The sequence below is a fragment of the Micromonospora sp. NBC_01739 genome (genome assembly GCF_035920385.1).
In the GTDB taxonomy this organism is placed as follows: domain Bacteria; phylum Actinomycetota; class Actinomycetes; order Mycobacteriales; family Micromonosporaceae; genus Micromonospora.
Genome location: NZ_CP109151.1, coordinates 1,499,617 through 1,515,776, shown reverse-complemented (window position 1 = coordinate 1,515,776; position 16,160 = coordinate 1,499,617). Strand labels below are relative to the sequence as shown.

At 67.9% G+C, this 16,160-nt stretch carries 16 protein-coding genes; 12 read left to right on the top strand and 4 right to left on the bottom strand.

Annotated elements, in window-relative coordinates:
- Positions 1-10 precede the first annotated feature (10 nt).
- From OIE53_RS06770 to OIE53_RS06725, 10 genes are all read left to right on the top strand, one after another.
- Positions 11-1,615, top strand: coding sequence for a DUF6194 family protein (locus OIE53_RS06770; protein ID WP_327025709.1), 1,605 nt, complete (start codon positions 11-13; stop codon positions 1,613-1,615).
- 340 nt (positions 1,616-1,955) lie between these two features.
- The gene (locus tag OIE53_RS06765; protein ID WP_327025708.1) at positions 1,956-2,189 is read left to right on the top strand and encodes a hypothetical protein; all 234 of its coding nucleotides are present in this window, start codon (positions 1,956-1,958) and stop codon (positions 2,187-2,189) included.
- An 89-nt stretch (positions 2,190-2,278) separates the two neighbouring features.
- The gene (locus OIE53_RS06760; protein WP_327025707.1) at positions 2,279-3,826 is read left to right on the top strand and encodes a multicopper oxidase family protein; all 1,548 of its coding nucleotides are present in this window, start codon (positions 2,279-2,281) and stop codon (positions 3,824-3,826) included.
- A gap of 85 nt (positions 3,827-3,911) precedes the next feature.
- Positions 3,912-5,180 carry a sensor histidine kinase gene (locus tag OIE53_RS06755; RefSeq protein ID WP_327025706.1) on the top strand — a complete coding sequence of 423 codons (1,269 nt, stop codon included), beginning with the start codon at positions 3,912-3,914 and terminating at the stop codon, positions 5,178-5,180.
- Positions 5,181-5,201: 21 nt separating this feature from the next.
- The gene (locus OIE53_RS06750) at positions 5,202-5,885 is read left to right on the top strand and encodes a response regulator transcription factor (protein WP_327025705.1); all 684 of its coding nucleotides are present in this window, start codon (positions 5,202-5,204) and stop codon (positions 5,883-5,885) included.
- A 434-nt stretch (positions 5,886-6,319) separates the two neighbouring features.
- Positions 6,320-6,907 (top strand): GIY-YIG nuclease family protein, encoded by a 588-nt coding sequence (locus tag OIE53_RS06745; protein ID WP_327025704.1) that lies wholly within the window; start codon positions 6,320-6,322, stop codon positions 6,905-6,907.
- 311 nt (positions 6,908-7,218) lie between these two features.
- Positions 7,219-8,445 carry an IS110 family transposase gene (locus tag OIE53_RS06740; protein WP_013735595.1) on the top strand — a complete coding sequence of 409 codons (1,227 nt, stop codon included), beginning with the start codon at positions 7,219-7,221 and terminating at the stop codon, positions 8,443-8,445.
- Between the two features lie 154 nt (positions 8,446-8,599).
- Positions 8,600-9,571, top strand: coding sequence for an ABC transporter ATP-binding protein (locus OIE53_RS06735; protein WP_327025703.1), 972 nt, complete (start codon positions 8,600-8,602; stop codon positions 9,569-9,571).
- Positions 9,568-10,422, top strand: coding sequence for an ABC transporter permease (locus tag OIE53_RS06730; protein WP_327025702.1), 855 nt, complete (start codon positions 9,568-9,570; stop codon positions 10,420-10,422). Before OIE53_RS06735 ends, OIE53_RS06730 begins: the two co-directional genes overlap by 4 nt.
- Before the next feature lie 64 nt (positions 10,423-10,486).
- On the top strand, positions 10,487-10,705 hold the full coding sequence (locus OIE53_RS06725; RefSeq protein WP_327027106.1) for a helix-turn-helix transcriptional regulator: 219 nt from the start codon (positions 10,487-10,489) through the stop codon (positions 10,703-10,705).
- A 59-nt stretch (positions 10,706-10,764) separates the two neighbouring features.
- On the opposite strand, the gene OIE53_RS06720 is transcribed toward OIE53_RS06725, so the two are convergent.
- The gene (locus tag OIE53_RS06720; protein ID WP_327025701.1) at positions 10,765-11,373 is read right to left on the bottom strand and encodes a mycothiol-dependent nitroreductase Rv2466c family protein; all 609 of its coding nucleotides are present in this window, start codon (positions 11,371-11,373) and stop codon (positions 10,765-10,767) included.
- 328 nt (positions 11,374-11,701) lie between these two features.
- On the opposite strand from OIE53_RS06720, the gene OIE53_RS06715 reads away from it, so the two are divergent.
- Positions 11,702-14,410, top strand: coding sequence for a S8 family serine peptidase (locus tag OIE53_RS06715; protein WP_327025700.1), 2,709 nt, complete (start codon positions 11,702-11,704; stop codon positions 14,408-14,410).
- 166 nt (positions 14,411-14,576) lie between these two features.
- Here the strand turns inward: OIE53_RS06715 and OIE53_RS06710 are convergent, their stop codons facing one another.
- Genes OIE53_RS06710 through OIE53_RS06700 form a run of 3 tightly spaced genes read right to left on the bottom strand, consistent with a single transcriptional unit; the run spans position 14,577 to position 15,681 of the window.
- On the bottom strand, positions 14,577-15,008 hold the full coding sequence (locus tag OIE53_RS06710) for a hypothetical protein (protein WP_327025699.1): 432 nt from the start codon (positions 15,006-15,008) through the stop codon (positions 14,577-14,579).
- Positions 14,984-15,397 (bottom strand): hypothetical protein, encoded by a 414-nt coding sequence (locus OIE53_RS06705; protein WP_327025698.1) that lies wholly within the window; start codon positions 15,395-15,397, stop codon positions 14,984-14,986. The genes OIE53_RS06710 and OIE53_RS06705 overlap by 25 nt, the downstream gene beginning before the upstream one ends.
- On the bottom strand, positions 15,394-15,681 hold the full coding sequence (locus tag OIE53_RS06700; RefSeq protein ID WP_327025697.1) for a hypothetical protein: 288 nt from the start codon (positions 15,679-15,681) through the stop codon (positions 15,394-15,396). The genes OIE53_RS06705 and OIE53_RS06700 overlap by 4 nt, the downstream gene beginning before the upstream one ends.
- Before the next feature lie 72 nt (positions 15,682-15,753).
- Here OIE53_RS06700 and OIE53_RS06695 point away from each other — a divergent pair, with 72 nt between their 5' ends.
- On the top strand, positions 15,754-16,077 hold the full coding sequence (locus tag OIE53_RS06695) for a hypothetical protein (RefSeq protein WP_327025696.1): 324 nt from the start codon (positions 15,754-15,756) through the stop codon (positions 16,075-16,077).
- Positions 16,078-16,160 lie beyond the last annotated feature (83 nt).

The window sequence follows — 16,160 nt, the reverse complement described above, 5'->3', positions numbered from 1 at the left end:
GGTCGATGCAATGACCTCCCTTCTGGACCTGTTCGCCGTACCGCCGTCCCTGCTCGCGCTCGGTGAGCCGACGCACGGGGAATCCGCCTTCCTCCAGATCCGCAACGACACCTTCCTGGCCCTGGTCGAACGGGGCTACCGGTCGATCGCGGTGGAGAGTGACCGGGCGGCGGGGCTGATCGCCGACGAGTTCGTCCAGGGGTCTGCGGCCGTCACCCTGGACCGGGCGCTCGCCGAGGGGTTCAGCCACGGGTTCGGTGCCGCCCCGGCCAACCGGGACCTGCTGCTGCGGATGCGCGAGTACAACGCCGGCCGGCCGGCCGCCGAACGCCTGACCTTCCACGGCTTCGACGCCCCCCTGGAGATTGAGGATGCCCCGAGCCCACGCCGCCACCTCATGCGGGTCTGCGACTTCCTCGACCTGGACCGGGCGGCGGAGATCGACGACCTGGTCGGGGAGGAGTCGCGGTGGAGCGACCCGGCCGCGATCTGGGAGCCCGGCAGGTCGATCGGGGGTTCGGCCGACACCCAGCGGCTACGGGTGATCGCCGACGACCTGCTGACCGAGCTGTACCTACAGGCTCCCCATCGGGCCGAGGGCTGGCCGGCGGCGTTCGTCCACGCCATGTCCGCCGTCGCGGTGCTGCGCTACCACGCCGCAGCCGCCGCCCCGCTGCCACGGGAGGAACGCTTCGCCCGCCTGGCCGGGGTCCGGGACGCGCTGATGGCCGAGAACCTGCTGGCCATCCGGTCGGTCGAGGCGCACCGGGGACCCACCCTGGTCTTCGCGCACAACACCCACCTCCAGCGCCACACCAGCGCGATGACGATGGCCGGAACGGACCTGTCGTGGGCCGGTGCCGGCGCGATCGTCGCCACCCTGCTGGGCGACCGGTACGCGGTGGTCGTCGGAAGCCTCGGCGCCAGCCCCGCCCTCGGCATCGAGGCCCCCGACCCCTCGACCTACGAGGGCAGACTCCAGCAGGAGGGCACTCTTCCCCGCTTCGTTCGGGCATCCGAGATAGCAGCGGCCGAGCGGAGAACCCATGACTACCGCTACTTCCCCCTGGATCAGGCCACCATCGACCACGCCGACGCGGTGCTGCACATCCCCGCCGGTCTCGACGCGGCCGTACTGGCCGATCGGATCCTCGCCCTGCCCGGGGTGGAGCAGGTCGTGGCAAGCCGGGAGAACAGGTCACCCGAGGGTGCCTGGGGGGACCGGTTCTTTTATGTCGGCCCGGACCGCCGCCAACCCTTCGCCACCATCGTCGAACACGACGTGCCCGGCTTCGACGAGGCATCCCAGCTGGATCGTCCCGGCGTCTTCCGGCTCAACCTGGACCTGGGCCGGGCCGAGTTCGAGCGCCTGTTCGGCTTCCCACCCAAGGACTTCGAGACCCACCGGCACACCTTCGACTTCGCCCGGCTGGACACCGTCCTACCCCACCCCGGCTACGCCCTGTATGGCTTCGCCAGCATCGTCATGCCCGGCCCGCAACTGCTGCCCGAGATCGACCGGCTGCTCGTGATCGCGTACGCCCGAGCGGTCGACCGCCACGAACGCGCCCTCCGCCGGACCGCTGACCGACAGGTGACTGTCGATGAGATGTAGCCCGGCCCGAGTGGATCTTCCCGTTCACCGGCCTGCAGCCCGCCCAGACGGTTGTCTCGACCCGGACCGCAGCCGGCGTCGGCATGGTGGGAGGCATCGTCTCGTGCGCCGGGTACGCCTGAAAGCGCGGCTGGTCAATGCACCACCGGTCGGGATCCGGGCAGCGGTAGTCCACCCCGCACCGCGAGAACGCGTTTGCGTTTACCTCACGTCTCAACCCAGAGCGGTATCAGGGATGTACACCCTGGGGAGTACGGAAATCAACTCCCACCAGCGGACGCAGGTGCAGGCTGCGCTTTGTAGCGTGAAGTGTCGCATCCATCTGTAATCGGAGCTTGAGATGACCGAGAAGAGTGCGTCCAAGTCGCTCCTGTCGAACCGGCTGTTCTGGGCGGGCATCGTTGTGGCACTGGTGGGCCTGGTTTTCAACCTCGGCTGGTTCTTCGTTCCGTTGAGCGTCTGGCTCGATGATCCCGGTTTCGTACCGATGCCCGAAGTGCTACTGGGCTGGTGGGTAATCGCCATCGGTGTCGTGATGATGATCTGGAGCCTGCGTCGCAGGCTGTCTCGCTAAGTCCACGACCACTTCCACACGGTGCTGAGCCTCGATGATCCGAGGGGTCGGGCGGGTAGGGGCACGAATACCGACCAGGAGAAACGACCTTGGAAAGGGTAAATCGTCGTACCGCGCTGAGATGGTTTGCCGCCTCAGGGGCTCTCCTCGTTGCCCCGGCTGCCGGCTTTGCCGGCTACCTCTACGTCGATTCCGGACGCAGCAACACGGGTACGCTGTCGTTCCGTAACCGGCTGAAGGTACCGCCGCTGTTGGAACCGTCCTCGGACAGTGACGGGCGCAAGCGTTTCAAGCTCACATTGAGCGAGGGACGCTCCGAGTTGCTGCCGGGCACGAGCGCTGTCACCTGGGGCGCCAATGGACCACTACTCGGTCCCACCCTGCGGGCCCGCTGGGGCGAGCAGGTGGCGGTCGATGTAACAAACACTCTCGATGAGACGACGACGATTCATTGGCACGGAATGCACCTGCCCGCCAGAATGGACGGCGGTCCGCACCAACTGATCAGGCCGGGGCAGACCTGGCAGCCATACTGGACTATTGAGCAGCGGGCCAGCACCCTCTGGTATCACCCGCACCTGCACGAGGCCACGGCGGCACACGTCTACCGAGGCATCGCAGGATTCTTCCTGATCGACGACGACGAGACCGACGCGCTGCCGTTGCCGAAGCGCTACGGCGTCGACGACATCCCCCTTGTCATCCAGGACCGCAAGATCGCCGACGACGGGACGCTCGACACGTCGGACATGAATTTCAGCGGTCTCACCATCACCGGTCTGCTCGGCGACAAAATTCTCGTCAACGGCACCTACGACCCGTTCTTCGAAGCGACCACCACGCGCGTCCGCTTTCGGCTGCTGAACGGCTCAAACGCCCGGATCTACCACATCGGATTCACCGACAACCGGGATTTTCAACTGGTCGCCACCGAAATGGGGCTACGAGACAGGCCGCTGTCGCTGAACCGACTCCTGCTCTCCCCCGGCGAGCGGGCCGAGATCGTGGTGACGTTCCAGCCCGGCGAAGAGGTGATCCTGCGCAGCTTCGATCCTCCGCTCGGCGCGAACTTTGCCTACGAGCGATTGGCGGGCGGCAGCGACACCATGGATCTGCTCAAGATTGTCGCGGCGGGCACACTGCAGCCCGCAGCCGAGATACCGGACACCCTGAGCCCGACCCGGCCGACGCCGAACGTAACCCGTCCCGATCCGTTCCAGATCACGATGGGCGATTTTCTGCTCAACGACAGGACCATGGAAATGGGCCGAGTCGACCGCGTCGTTCGAGCGGAATCGGTCGAGCTGTGGGAGATCAAGAATGGTCAGTCAATCCCACACAACTTCCATGTCCATGGCGCGGCATTCCACGTCATTGACATCGATGGCCGCCCACCGGCGGACTATCTCCAAGGCGAAAAGGACACGGTCTACGTCGCGCCGAATACGATCGTCCGCCTCGCGGTACGGTTCCTGACACACTCCGACGTCACGGCGCCGTACATGTATCACTGTCACATTCTTGCCCACGAGGACGCCGGAATGATGGGTCAGTTCCTGACGGTGTCGAAGCAGGACGAACCACGGGTGCCGCAGGAGCTGACCGTGGAGAACCACGCCACACATGGCGGTGGCTGAAGATCCTTGTGAGGGCTTACCGGCGAAGGTTCACGGTAGGGTGATGCAGGCGGAGAAGATTCGGCCTCGAAGGTTATGCCCCATCATGGAAGTCGATCCAGTGCACGACCCGGCTCTCGTCCCGGCGACCAGACGTCGCATCGACAGCATCGTGGACGTGCTGGTCGCCGGGGGAAGCGCAACCGCGATCACCGTTTTCACGTCGGTGGCGGCCGAGCGAAACGAGTCCTCCGCCCTTGCCGCCTATCTCCTCGGCATCATCCTGGGCGGCCTGTTGTTCTTCCGTCGCCGGCAGCCCGTGCGGGTCCTGGTGCTGTCGATGATCGTCGTCATGGGCTACAACCTGACCGGCCTCCCCGGGATCTCGCCGATCTGGTCGCTGCTCGTGCCGCTCTACACCGTCGCCCGACACGGCCAACTACTGCTCGGCGCCGCCGTGGGCACCTCTCTGGAGATCATTTCAACCGGTTGGGTACTCAACTCCGACGTCCCGCCGCTCGAAATTCTCGACGGAGCGATCCAGGAGACGGCCGTTCTCGGCGTCGTCCTCGTCGCAGGGGCGGCACTGCGGAACAAGGAACGCTTCGCTCAGGAGTTCACCGCCCGGCTTGCCGCAGAGCGCGAGCAGCAGCAACGCGAGGCGGCTCGCCGAATCCTGGAGGAGCGGCTACGTATCGCTCGTGAGTTGCACGACGTCACCGCGCACACCGTGGCCGTCGTCGGGATCCAGGTCAACCTGGCCCGCGAACTGGTCACCGATGATCCGGACACGGCCCGGGAACTGCTCGACAACGCCCGCCAGCTCAACCTCGACGCGGTCGGCGAACTCCAGGCCGCGGTCCGACTACTGCGCGCCGACGGCACCCAGCCGGAGCCGGATCGCCGCCCGATGCCTGACGAATCGCAAATTCCAGACCTGCTCGACCGCGCGGCGGAAAGTGGCCTGACCGTCGAGTTCGACCGGCAGGGCGAACCGCGGCCAGTGCCACCAGCGGTCGGTTTGACCCTCTACCGGATCACCCAGGAGTCGGTGACCAACGCACTGCGACACGCAGACGCCGACACCCTCCAGGTGAGCCTGCGCTACGAGGCGGACGGTGTCGGCCTCGACGTGATCGACGACGGAAGAGGCAGCCATCCCGCAGACGGGTCGGATTCGGACCGCCCCGGCGGGGCGGGGTACGGGCTTGCCGGCATGCAGGAACGGGTCAGCAGCCTGGGCGGCAGACTGACCGTGGGCCCGGCCCCCGAGAGGGGCTTCGCGGTACGGGCCTGGCTGCCGCTGTCGAAAGCCGGAACCTCCGCAGCGCCGGAGACCCCGTCGATGCGGACGGACCCGTCCGTGCGGCACTGAACGACCAGGGAGGCTAGCAGGATGACCATCAGGGTACTTCTCGCCGACGACCAGCAGCTCGTCCGGACCGGCCTGCGTGGCCTGCTCGAACGCGATCAGGACATCACGGTGGTGGCCGAGGCGGCGGATGGCCCCGAGGCCATCCGGCTGGCGCGACAGGTCAGCCCGGACGTGGCACTGCTGGATATCCGGATGCCCCACCTGGACGGCTTGGCGGTGGCTCAGCAACTCACCACCGACCCGGCGACCACCAGCATTCGGATCATCGTGCTGACCACCTTCGAGCAGGATTCGTACATTTTCGAAGCGCTCAAGGCCGGCGCCAACGGGTTCCTCACCAAGACCGTCAGCGGCGAGGAACTGTGCCGGGCCGTGAAGGTGGTGGCCGCCGGTGAGGCGCTGCTCAGCCCCAGCGTCACCCAAAGGGTCATCGCCGAATTCAGCCGCCGTCCGGAACCGGTTAAGGCGGCCCCCGAGCAACTCGCCGCCCTCACCGCCCGGGAACGCGAGGTGATGTTGATGATCGCGGCCGGCCTGAGCAACGTCGAGATCGGCCGGGCCCTGCGAATGAGTCCGCTGACCGCGAAGACCCATGTCAGCCGAATCATCACCAAGCTCGGCGTACGCGACCGGGCGCAACTGGTGGCCATGGCGTACGAGAGCGGGTTGGTGCAGCCCGGTGCAGGTCTGCCGCGCCCGACCTGACCGGCGGGCGGGGCCACCGGCGGCCGGTCCACGGTCGGTCAACCGGTGAGCGTCCCATCGTCGGCACCACTACCGACCATCCGTCCGGCCACGACAGCCCCGCCAGCGAACTCCGCCCACACCACGTCACCGTGTTGGTGGTAGTCCGCCACCGGCGGCATCCGCCGTCTCCGGCGCCGAGGATGAAAACTACGCCCGTCGTAGTTCACGGCATGTTCCCTATCGACGCCGGAGTCTGAGGCGCCTGCGGGGTATGTGGATCTGGCCAGTGCACGAAGCTCTGCTCCTCTCTGATGGTGTACACCTGCCGATCCAGCAGGGTGTTGACGATCAGCGCGGCGCGTACCGAGAGCAGGCTCAGGTTCGGGTCGCTCAGGCCGTGACTAAGTAACGCCCCGGTACTGCACGTACGAGACGTCCTTAGGATGGTCTCGATGACCATTCCCGGAAAGCCACCCGAGGACGCCCCGACCTACGCAGCCCGACTCGAAGAGGCCCTGCGGCTGCTCTGCGGTTCGCCGGTCGGTCTCGATGTCGCCGTCAAGCGACTCAGCCGTGGCAGCGGTGTCTACGCCTGGTGGGCTGCTCCCTCGGTCCTTCCCGACCTTCCCGGGCCGCCGAACGACAGCGACCCGTCGCTACGACTGCTGTATCTCGGACGAGCGACCAGCCTGCGGGGCCGTGTCCTGCGCAACCATCTGAGGCGTTCGGGCAGTTCGACTCTGCGCCGTACCCTGGCCGGGCTTCTCGTGTCCGAGGGATACCGGACGACCTGGACCGATCGCGTCGTCCTGGTCCCTGAGGATGAGGCGCGGCTGACCGCGTGGATGTACGAGCATCTGCGCTTGACCTGGGCGCAGGATGCGGAGCCGGCGGCCATCGAGGCCGAACTGGTCCGGCGCCTGCACCCGCCGCTCAACGTCCACGGGGTCGCCCCCGAGCACCTCCAGGCCGCCGTGATCGCCGCCAAGAAATCGTACGACGCCAGCAGTGGACCGACCGGGCCCACACAAACGCCGTAGGTAGTCGTCCGAGACGCTGCGGTCACCGATGTGGGGCCCCGCCGACTCGCCTGCGCTCTCCCCTAATGGGAGCTACCGGGTCAGCTGTTGGCAGACTCGGTGCCTGGTAGCCGCGGGCGGGTGAGCACTTTCATCCCCTGGACCGATGTCGAGTCCTAGGGTCAGACCGTGCCCCCGCTCGTGGTCGGGAGACGGATGGCTGATGGGGTGTCGTGCCTGCCGAGAACGTTGGCGTGAGCACTGGTCCATTAGGGCGCTGAGGTCTTCCGCGGGCTGCTGACATGGGAGCCGTGACGCAGCGGAGGCATGTAGTGCTGTTCGTGGGTGACGATTGGGCCGAAGACCACCACGATGTGGAGGTACAGGACGAACATGGCCGGGCGATGCGCACCGCCCGGCTGTCTGAGGGCGTGGACGGGATGGCCCGGTTCCATGAGCTCGTCGCCCGGTTCCTGCCTGAGGACGCGAAACCGTCGGATGTCCTCGTCTGCATCGAGACCGACCGCGGCCCGTGGGTACGGGCCCTGATCGCGGCTGGCTACCAGGTCTACGGGGTGAACCCGAAACAGGCAGCCCGGCACCGTGAGCTGCTGTCATTGTCCGGAGCCAAGAGCGACAAGGCCGACGCGCACACCCTGGCCGACATGGTCCGGACCCGTCGCCACCAGCTGCGCCAGGTCGCTGCGGACTCCGACATCGCCGAGGCAGTCAAGGTCGTGGCCCGGGCCCACCAGACGCTGATCTGGGAACGCACCCGGCACATGCTGCGGCTACGGGCGGCACTGCGTGACTACTTCCCGGCCGCGCTGGCCGCCTACCAGGTGTTGACGCTCACGGGCGCCGACGCTCTCGAACTGCTGGCCAAGGCGCCCACGCCCGCCGCGGCGGCGAAGCTGACCATCGGGCAGATCAGCGCCGTGTTGAACAAGGCCCGCCGCCGGGACATTCCGGCCAAGGCCGCCGCGATACAGCGGGCCCTGCGCACCGAACACCTGGGCCAGGCCGACATCGTCGCCGGCGCCTACGCGGCCACCGTCCGCGCCACCGTCGCAGTCCTGCAAACCCTCAACACCGAGATCCGCACCCTCGAAGGGCAGGTCGAGGCCCATTTTGGCCAGCACCCGGACGCTGAGGTCTACCTCAGCCAGCCCGGCATCGGCGTCATCCTCGGCGCCCGGGTGCTCGCAGAGTTCGGCGACGCGGCAGGCCGCTACGCCAGCGCCAAGTCCCGCAAGAACTACGCCGGCACCGCACCGATCACCCGCCAGTCCGGCAAATCCAAGACCGTCCACGCCCGGTTCATCCACAACGATCGCCTCGTCGACGCCTTACACATGCAGGCCAGCGCCGCGGTCCTGCACGACCCCGGCAGCCGCGCCTACTACGACGAACTCCGCGCCCGCGACATCGGCCACAACGCCGCCCTACGCCAGGTCGGCAACCGCCTCGTCGGAATCCTCCACGGCTGCCTCAAAACCACCACCGTCTACGACAAGAACACTGCCTGGTCACACCGTGAGCTAACCGCCGCAGCTTGACACCTCAGCTCCTGGGGTGTCTGACCCGCACCCGCCCGCGCTTCCCTGTGCTCGCCCGGTTACCTTCCGTGCACCGCGAGGCACCAGGACAACGTAGATATGTAGTAGGTGTACTATCTTTCGTACTAGAACCCTACCGGGAAGGGCGCAGCCGATGGCAAGCGCGCAGAATCTGGAAAGGGCAGCGCCGACCGTCGATCCACCCGACGAGGCGATCACGATCGACGTCCGCGACTTACGTATGCGGTACGGACACAAGGACGTGCTCACCGGGGTGAACTTCCACGCCCGACGGGGCGAGGTGGTCGCTCTGCTCGGACCGAACGGAGCCGGCAAGACCAGCACGATCGAGATTCTCGAAGGCTTCCGGATGCGGTCGGCGGGTGAGGTCCGCGTCCTCGGCGAGGATCCGGCGAAGGGCGGTGAACACTGGCGAGCCCGACTCGGCATCGTGCTGCAGTCGTGGCGCGACCACGGTCGGTGGCGGGTACACGAACTGCTCACCCATCTCGGGGAGTACTACCGACCGTACTCGGTGCCCGGCCGCCGACGACCGCGCGACGTCGATGAGCTGCTCGAGACCGTCGGTCTCCGGGCACACGCGCGACAGAAGGTCACCGCGCTCTCCGGCGGCCAGCGCCGCCGGCTGGACGTGGCGATCGGCATTGTCGGGCGACCGGAGGTGCTGTTCCTCGACGAGCCCACCGTCGGGTTCGACCCGGAGGCACGGCGCGACTTCCATGACGTGGTGCACCGGCTGGTCGACCTGGAGGACACCACCGTGCTGCTCACCACCCACGATCTGGACGAGGCGGAGAAGCTCAGCGACCGGATCCTCATCCTCGCCGGTGGCAAGATCGTGGCCGACGGCAGCGCGGATCAGCTCGCACGGCAGGTGTCCAATCGCGCCGAGGTGCGTTGGAGTGTCGACGGCGAGCACTTCGTGCACTCCGCCACCGCCGTGACGCGCTTCGTGCAGGACCTGTTCCGCCAATACGGTGACCGGGTCGAGGACCTGGAGGTACGCCGGGCTAGCCTGGAGGACACCTACATGGCCATGGTTCGCCAGCACGAAGCCGGCCGGGTCACGGAGGCGGCCGAGTCGTTCAAGGAGGCACGGGCATGAACCCGACGACGCATGCCGTCCGCCTCGGGCTGCTTCGGGGATGGATCGAGTTCCGGCAGAGCCTGACGAACGTGGGTGACGTCGTCTACTACGTGCTGCTCGCGGCCGTCTTCCTGGCAGTGCTGTTCTTCCAGCGCAACTCGACGGTCGAGGGCACCGACCTGTCCCTGGCCACCGTCGTCATGCCGAGCCTGCTCGGCGGCCTGCTGGCCTTCCAGGCGATGGGCGGTGCGGCCTACTCGCTGGCAGCCGAGCGGGAGGACGGCACCCTCTTGCGGGCCAAGACCATTCCGCAGGGCATCATCGGCTATCTGAGCGGCCGGGTGCTGGGACTGTCCATGGGTACGCTGCCGTTGCTGATTCTCATCCTGATACCCAGCCTCCTGCTGGTGGACGGCCTGGCGTCGCTGGACGCCAGCCGGTGGCTCACCCTGGTCTGGGTGTTCGTGCTCGGGCTGCTGGCAACCCTGCCCCTGGGCATGATCGTCGGATCGCTGGTCAAGGGTCCGAGGGCGGCGAACACGTGGGGGATCTTCCCCACGATGGCCTTGGTCGGCATCTCCGGGATTCTCTATCCGATCCAGAGCCTGCCGGTCTGGGTGCAGAACATCGCCCAGGTGTTCCCCGTCTACTGGCTGGGACTCGGCACCCGGTCCGTCTTTCTGCCCGACGCGGCGGCGGCCGTGGAGATTACCGGCAGTTGGCGGCACCTGGAGACCGCCGGGGTGCTGACCGCCTGGGCGATCGTGGGCCTGCTGCTGGCGCCGATCGTGCTGCGCCGCTCGGCACGTCGCGAGTCCGGTTCCAAGGTGCAGGACCGCCAGCAGGAAGCCATGAAACGCATTGGCTGACAAGTCGACGTTGCACCGCGCGGGCGGCGCCGGCGCAGGCGGTCCGGTGTACAACCGGATCGCCATGCTGCGCGCCGAACGCGCGATCTCACGGCGGCAGCTCGCGGAGGCGCTGCAGGTGCACTACCAGACGATCGGGTACCTGGAACGTGGCGAGTACGCCCCGAGCCTCTACCTTGCGTTGCGCATCGCGGCGTACTTCCAGGTGCCGGTCGAGGTCGTCTTCGCCATCGAGCCATTTCCCTGGATCGGGTCTGCGGAGCGGTCCGAACGCCCGGCCTGATCGTGCCGGCCTCCCGGGCGCCACCCGCTGACCGGCTCGGGTGGCGGAGCGCTGGAGCGTTACCCGCCGAACTGCGGCTCCGCGTGTGGCCGGCCCTTCAGCTCGTGGAAACCGGACACCCCGGCGACCAGGACGGCGCCGTCGAAGAGGCGGCCCGCCTCCTCCCCACGGGGGATCCTGGAGATCACCGGGCCGAAGAAGGCGACACGGCTTCCGGTCGCATCCTCGACGGCGACCACCGGGGTGCCGACATGGTCGCCGACCAGGGCGATGCCCTCGGCGTGCGAGGCCCGGACCACCTCGTCGAACTCGTGCGTCCCGGCGACCTCGGCCAGGTCCTCGGCGAACCCCGCATCGGACAGGACCTCGCCGAACTCGACCCACTCCCCTCCCCCGTGCACCCGGGTCCCGTAAGCGGTGTAGAAGCGGGCCAGCCCGTCCTGACCGTACCGCTGTTCCACGGCCGCGCAGACGCGCACCGGACCCCACAGGTATCCCTCGGTGTCACCCTCGGGATCGACCTCCCGGTGCTCGTTGAGAACCGAGAGGCTCATGACCCGCCAGCGGATGTCGAGTGGCCGTACCGTCGCCGCCTCGATGATCCATCGTGACGTGATCCAGGTGTACGGGCAGCTTGGGTCGAACCAGAAGTCCACCGTCGGGGTCATCGCCGAGCATCCTCCTGCACGCCGTTGCGAGGCTCGTCCCGCCACCGTACGTGCTGACACTGTGGACGGGAACTCCGGCACGCCCGGCCGACCCTCCTGCCTCCGCTGCCCCACCCAGTGAAACTTTTGTTGACAACAAAATAATCATGAAGGATTGTGATATCGACTTAGGTCACTCAGCTTCGGGCTGAGCCACCGTCGGCCCCAGGGTCACCACCTCTCACACCGGGCCAGCCGACCGACGTCTCCGGTGGTCGTTCGCGGACGAGCACCGGGCGATCCCACGCGGCCGGTTCTGGGCGCGTGGCCTTCGTCAGGGGAGGTACACATGACACCGGCAGGACCACGCAGGCGCTCCCTGCTCCGCTCCGCCATCGCCGCGGCGACCGTACTGACCTTCACCGCGACCACCCTGCCCGCCAGCGCCGCCCCGGCCGAGGGTGACATCCTCGCCGCCGGCGGCCCGACCGCCGTGGCCGGCTCCTACCTCGTCGTGTTGCGAGACTCCGCCGTAGGGGCCTCCGCAGTGGACACCACCGCCCGCACCCTCGCGGCACGGCAGGGCGGCGACGTCAACCGGATCTACCGGCACGCCCTGCGCGGCTTCGAGGCCCGACTCTCCGAACGGAGTGCCCGTCGGCTCGCCGCCAACCCGGCGGTGGCCTCGGTGACGCAGAACCACACCGTGTCCGTGTCGGACGTGCAGAGCCCCACCCCGTCCTGGGGTCTGGACCGGATCGACCAGCGTGCGTTGCCGCTGGACAACTCGTACACCTACCCCCGGGTCACCCCGGCCGTGCGGGCGTACGTCATCGACTCCGGCATCAACGTGGCGCACGCCGATTTCGGCGGGCGGGCCGTGTCCGGCTGGGACTTCATGGAGGGGGACGCCGACGCCAACGACTGCCACGGCCACGGCACCCATGTCGCCGGTACGCTCGGCGGCTCCACCTACGGGGTGGCCAAGGCTGTGCAACTGGTGGGCGTACGGGTGTTCAACTGCAACGGCCGGGGCACCACCGCGCAGGTGCTCGCCGGGGTCGACTGGGTGACCGGCGACCACGACCCGGGAGAGCTGGCGGTGGCGAACATGAGCCTCGGCGGCCCGGCGTACCAGCCCATGGTCGACGCCGTGCAACGGTCGATCGCCGACGGCGTCACCTATGTGGTGTCGGCGGGCAACGAGAACGGCGCCGACGCGTGCACGACCACCCCGGCCTCCGTCCCCGAGGCGATCACCGTGGCGGCCACCGGTCCCGACGACGCCCGCGCACCCTTCTCCAACATCGGTCCGTGTGTGGACCTGTTCGCGCCGGGCGTCGACATCACCTCGGCCTTCATCGACGGCAACACCTCTACCCGGACCGCCTCCGGAACCTCGATGGCCGCCCCGCACGTCGCCGGGGCCGCCGCGCTCATCCTCGCCAACAACCCCACCTACACCCCGGCGCAGGTGACCCAGGCACTCCTGGACAACGCCACCCCCGGGGTAGTGACCGACGCGGGCATCGGCTCACCGAACCGACTGCTCCACGTCAACTCCACCGTGCCGGCCAACGACTTCACCCTGACCGCCGCTCCGGCCAGCGGCACCGTCACGCCCGGTGGCACCGTCTCGACCACGATCACCGGCACCGTCACCCGGGGTGCCGCCCAGCCGGTCTCACTGACCGTCAGCGGTCTGCCCGAGGGTGTGACGGCCACCTTCCAGCCGTCGACCATCTCCTCGAACGGAAGCACCACCCTCACGGTCAGCACCGCGGCGACCATGCTGGCCGGCGACTACACCATCTCGGTGATCGGCACCGGAACCGACGCGATCCGGCCGATGGCGTACCGGCTGCGCATCGACAACCCGCCCGGCTGCGTCGCCTCGGACGGCACCGACCGGGTGATCAGTGAGGGCCAGAACCTGTACGCCCCCATCACCATCACCGGCTGTCCCGGCGTCGCCGCCCGCAACAGCACGGTCGAGGTACACCTCTCCCACGCCAACATCAGCGAACTCGACGTCCGACTGATCTCACCCAGCGGCAACTGGTACCACCTGCTGGACCACACCGGCGGAGGCAGCAAGCGCGTCGACTACACGTTCACCTATGACTTCTCCTCGGAGACGGCGAACGGCACCTGGCAGCTCTACGTCAGCGACAACCTGTACCAGGGCACCGGGTTCCTCGACTCGTGGACGCTCAACCTGGCCGGCGTCGACCTCCCGCCGCCGGCCTGCGGCGGTATCGCCACCGCCGACGTACGGATCCCGGAGAACGGCACGATCGAATCGCCGATCAGCGTGGCCGACTGCGGCCGGGCACCGTCGACCACCAGCTACATCGAAACCAACATCGGTCACCAGTACAACCGAGACCTGCGACTCTCCCTCATCACGCCGGACGGACAGGCCTTCCTGCTCAAGGAGAGCCTCGTCGGGTCGTATCGGGCAAACGCCCGCGAAGCCTTCATCACCGACCTGTCGAGCAAGCCGACAGCCGGCACCTGGAAGCTACGGATCCAGAACGTCGCCTCGTACGCAGGCATGCTTGAAGGCTGGAAGCTGACGCTCGACGGCGGTCCGCCGGCCACCACGCCACCGCCTACCACGCCTCCTCCGACCACCCCGCCGCCCACCACCCCACCCCCGACCACCCCGCCGCCCACCACCCCACCCCCGACCACCCCGCCGCCCACCACCCCACCCCCGACCACCACCCCACCCCCGACCACCCCGCCGCCCGGTGGGAACCGATCCTGCACTGCGGTCTACACCGTCCAGGACCAGTGGAACGGCGGATTCGTCGCCCAGGTCACCGTCACCGCGGGAACCACCGCGCTCAACGGCTGGCGGGTCACCCTCAACCTGCCAAGCGGCGCGTCGGTGGTCAACGTCTGGAACGGCGTCCGCAGCGGTACGAGCGGCACCGTCACCGTCACGAACGAGCAGTACAACGGACAACTGACCGCGGGCCAGAGCACCAGTTTCGGATTCCAGGGCGCCGGTAACAGCAGCGGAACCACCGCCACCTGCACCGCAAGCTGATTCCCGCAACTGCTGAGCCATCCTCGTCCTGTGCACCGGGCGCAGGACGAGGATGGCCTCCGCGCAGCGGCCCAGATTCCACCGAGTCTTCGGTAAGGCCTCTCGGCGAAGAGCAGCGTCCTCATCAGCAGCGCACCGAGATGCGGCAGATCCACGTGGGGCCGTGTCAGAGGTTGTCGATGTGCACGTTCACTGCGTCGTGTGGGGTCGCCGGTTGCCGCACCACTGCGGGTTCGGCTTCGGCGTACAGCCATAGTCGGTGCGGCCTCCAGCGCAGGAGTCCGCTGACCTCGCGGCTGCCGGAGTAACTCCCTCGTTCGGGTTGCAGCGCCCATCCGGTGTCGCGCAGGTGCGCGACGAGCCGGGTCACGGTCGTTTCCCGGCCGGCAGCGTCGGAGGACGCAACCACGAACTCAGCCGTACAGTTGCCGCTGCTCCCACCGGAGGCACACAGGTCAGCCGAGACCAGGCGCAGCGACCTCGGCAGCGGAAGAATCTCGTCTTCGCGAACAGGTGTCCGAAACCTGCCGTCGCCATCGATCTGGGCAATGCCGAGCCCGCAGCCGCACAGCATCACCACGGTGGCCAGCGGCACCACGGAGGCGAACCACCGAACCGTTGGCCAGTCCCCTCCGCCGCGGCGGCATGCCTGACGTGATCGATGACCAGCGCCGCCAGGCACACCGCAGCGACCAGCAACCACACCACGAACCAGTCGAGCCACGGCGCGACGGGCAGTCCTCGGGGCCACTGCGAGACGGCGAACACCGCGGCCAGCACGACGATGAAACCGACACCGACGACCACGCCCACAACACGGCCGCTCCGGGTGCCCCACGCCCACGCACCGACCACGATCACTCCGAAGACCGCCGCCACCACCGCAGGCCAGGGCGCACCCTGCCAGTACGGCAACACCACCAGCCCCGCGCTGCCCGCGCTCAACCACCACCGCCAGCCGTCGGCAGCGATCAGGTGCCTGATCAAAAGGGGGGTGCGTCCTCGCCCATCAACGCCAGCACGACGCCTCCCTTCCCGCGCTTGAGGCCCTGGACCACGACCTTGCCGGTGCTGCCGTCGGGCAACTCCAACGTAAAGGTCTTCCCGACCGCGTTCTTGGGGCCGTTGCCGGCGCTGTTGGCGGGTCGGAAGTCACCTGCCCACGGCGGGATCCCGCCCCTGCGGGCGGGCTCGGCGAAGAGTGCGGCGGTGCCGGGGGTCCTGGTGCCGTCCGAGGAAAGAAGCACTGAGGCGCTGCGATAGGTAGCCATATACGGCAAGGCTATCCCGGACTGCGCTCGTTTGAGCTCGACCGGGCATTGTCCGAGGTGGAGTTTCACCGGATGAGCACCGACATCGGTGGGTGGGTGACGCAGGACCGCACCATGTCTGAGGTCATCGAGACGTTCGGGCCCCCGTCGGTGTGGATCGGCGGAACCAACCCGTTCTATCCCAAGACACTCGCCTACACCGTGGCCGATCCCGACTACGACCTGATCTGCTTTCACCTGTGGAACGCCTTCGCGGACGCCGCAGGCGAGACGGGACTGCTGGGCATCCACCCCGAACCGGTGGTTCTTGCCGTACGTCACCGGCCAGGAAGGTTTCCTGACTCCTTCTCGTTCACCCCTCGGGGCCTGCGTCGCAGGCCAGCCCGGGATAGTTGAAACCCGCCGACAACGGATTCCGCGCCCGACCTGCTGCGGTCAGGTGAGCACGGTGGTGTCGTCGAACACCAACGGTGACCACG

Coding starts and splice junctions, on each gene's coding strand:
- OIE53_RS06725 (WP_327027106.1), top strand. CDS start 10,487: ATGCTGCGCGCCGAACGCGCGATCTCACGGCGGCAGCTCGCGGAGGCG.
- OIE53_RS06720 (WP_327025701.1), bottom strand. CDS start 11,373: ATGACCCCGACGGTGGACTTCTGGTTCGACCCAAGCTGCCCGTACACC.
- OIE53_RS06715 (WP_327025700.1), top strand. CDS start 11,702: ATGACACCGGCAGGACCACGCAGGCGCTCCCTGCTCCGCTCCGCCATC.
- OIE53_RS06745 (WP_327025704.1), top strand. CDS start 6,320: ATGACCATTCCCGGAAAGCCACCCGAGGACGCCCCGACCTACGCAGCC.
- OIE53_RS06730 (WP_327025702.1), top strand. CDS start 9,568: ATGAACCCGACGACGCATGCCGTCCGCCTCGGGCTGCTTCGGGGATGG.
- OIE53_RS06700 (WP_327025697.1), bottom strand. CDS start 15,681: ATGGCTACCTATCGCAGCGCCTCAGTGCTTCTTTCCTCGGACGGCACC.
- OIE53_RS06770 (WP_327025709.1), top strand. CDS start 11: ATGACCTCCCTTCTGGACCTGTTCGCCGTACCGCCGTCCCTGCTCGCG.
- OIE53_RS06765 (WP_327025708.1), top strand. CDS start 1,956: ATGACCGAGAAGAGTGCGTCCAAGTCGCTCCTGTCGAACCGGCTGTTC.
- OIE53_RS06755 (WP_327025706.1), top strand. CDS start 3,912: ATGGAAGTCGATCCAGTGCACGACCCGGCTCTCGTCCCGGCGACCAGA.
- OIE53_RS06750 (WP_327025705.1), top strand. CDS start 5,202: ATGACCATCAGGGTACTTCTCGCCGACGACCAGCAGCTCGTCCGGACC.
- OIE53_RS06735 (WP_327025703.1), top strand. CDS start 8,600: ATGGCAAGCGCGCAGAATCTGGAAAGGGCAGCGCCGACCGTCGATCCA.
- OIE53_RS06695 (WP_327025696.1), top strand. CDS start 15,754: ATGAGCACCGACATCGGTGGGTGGGTGACGCAGGACCGCACCATGTCT.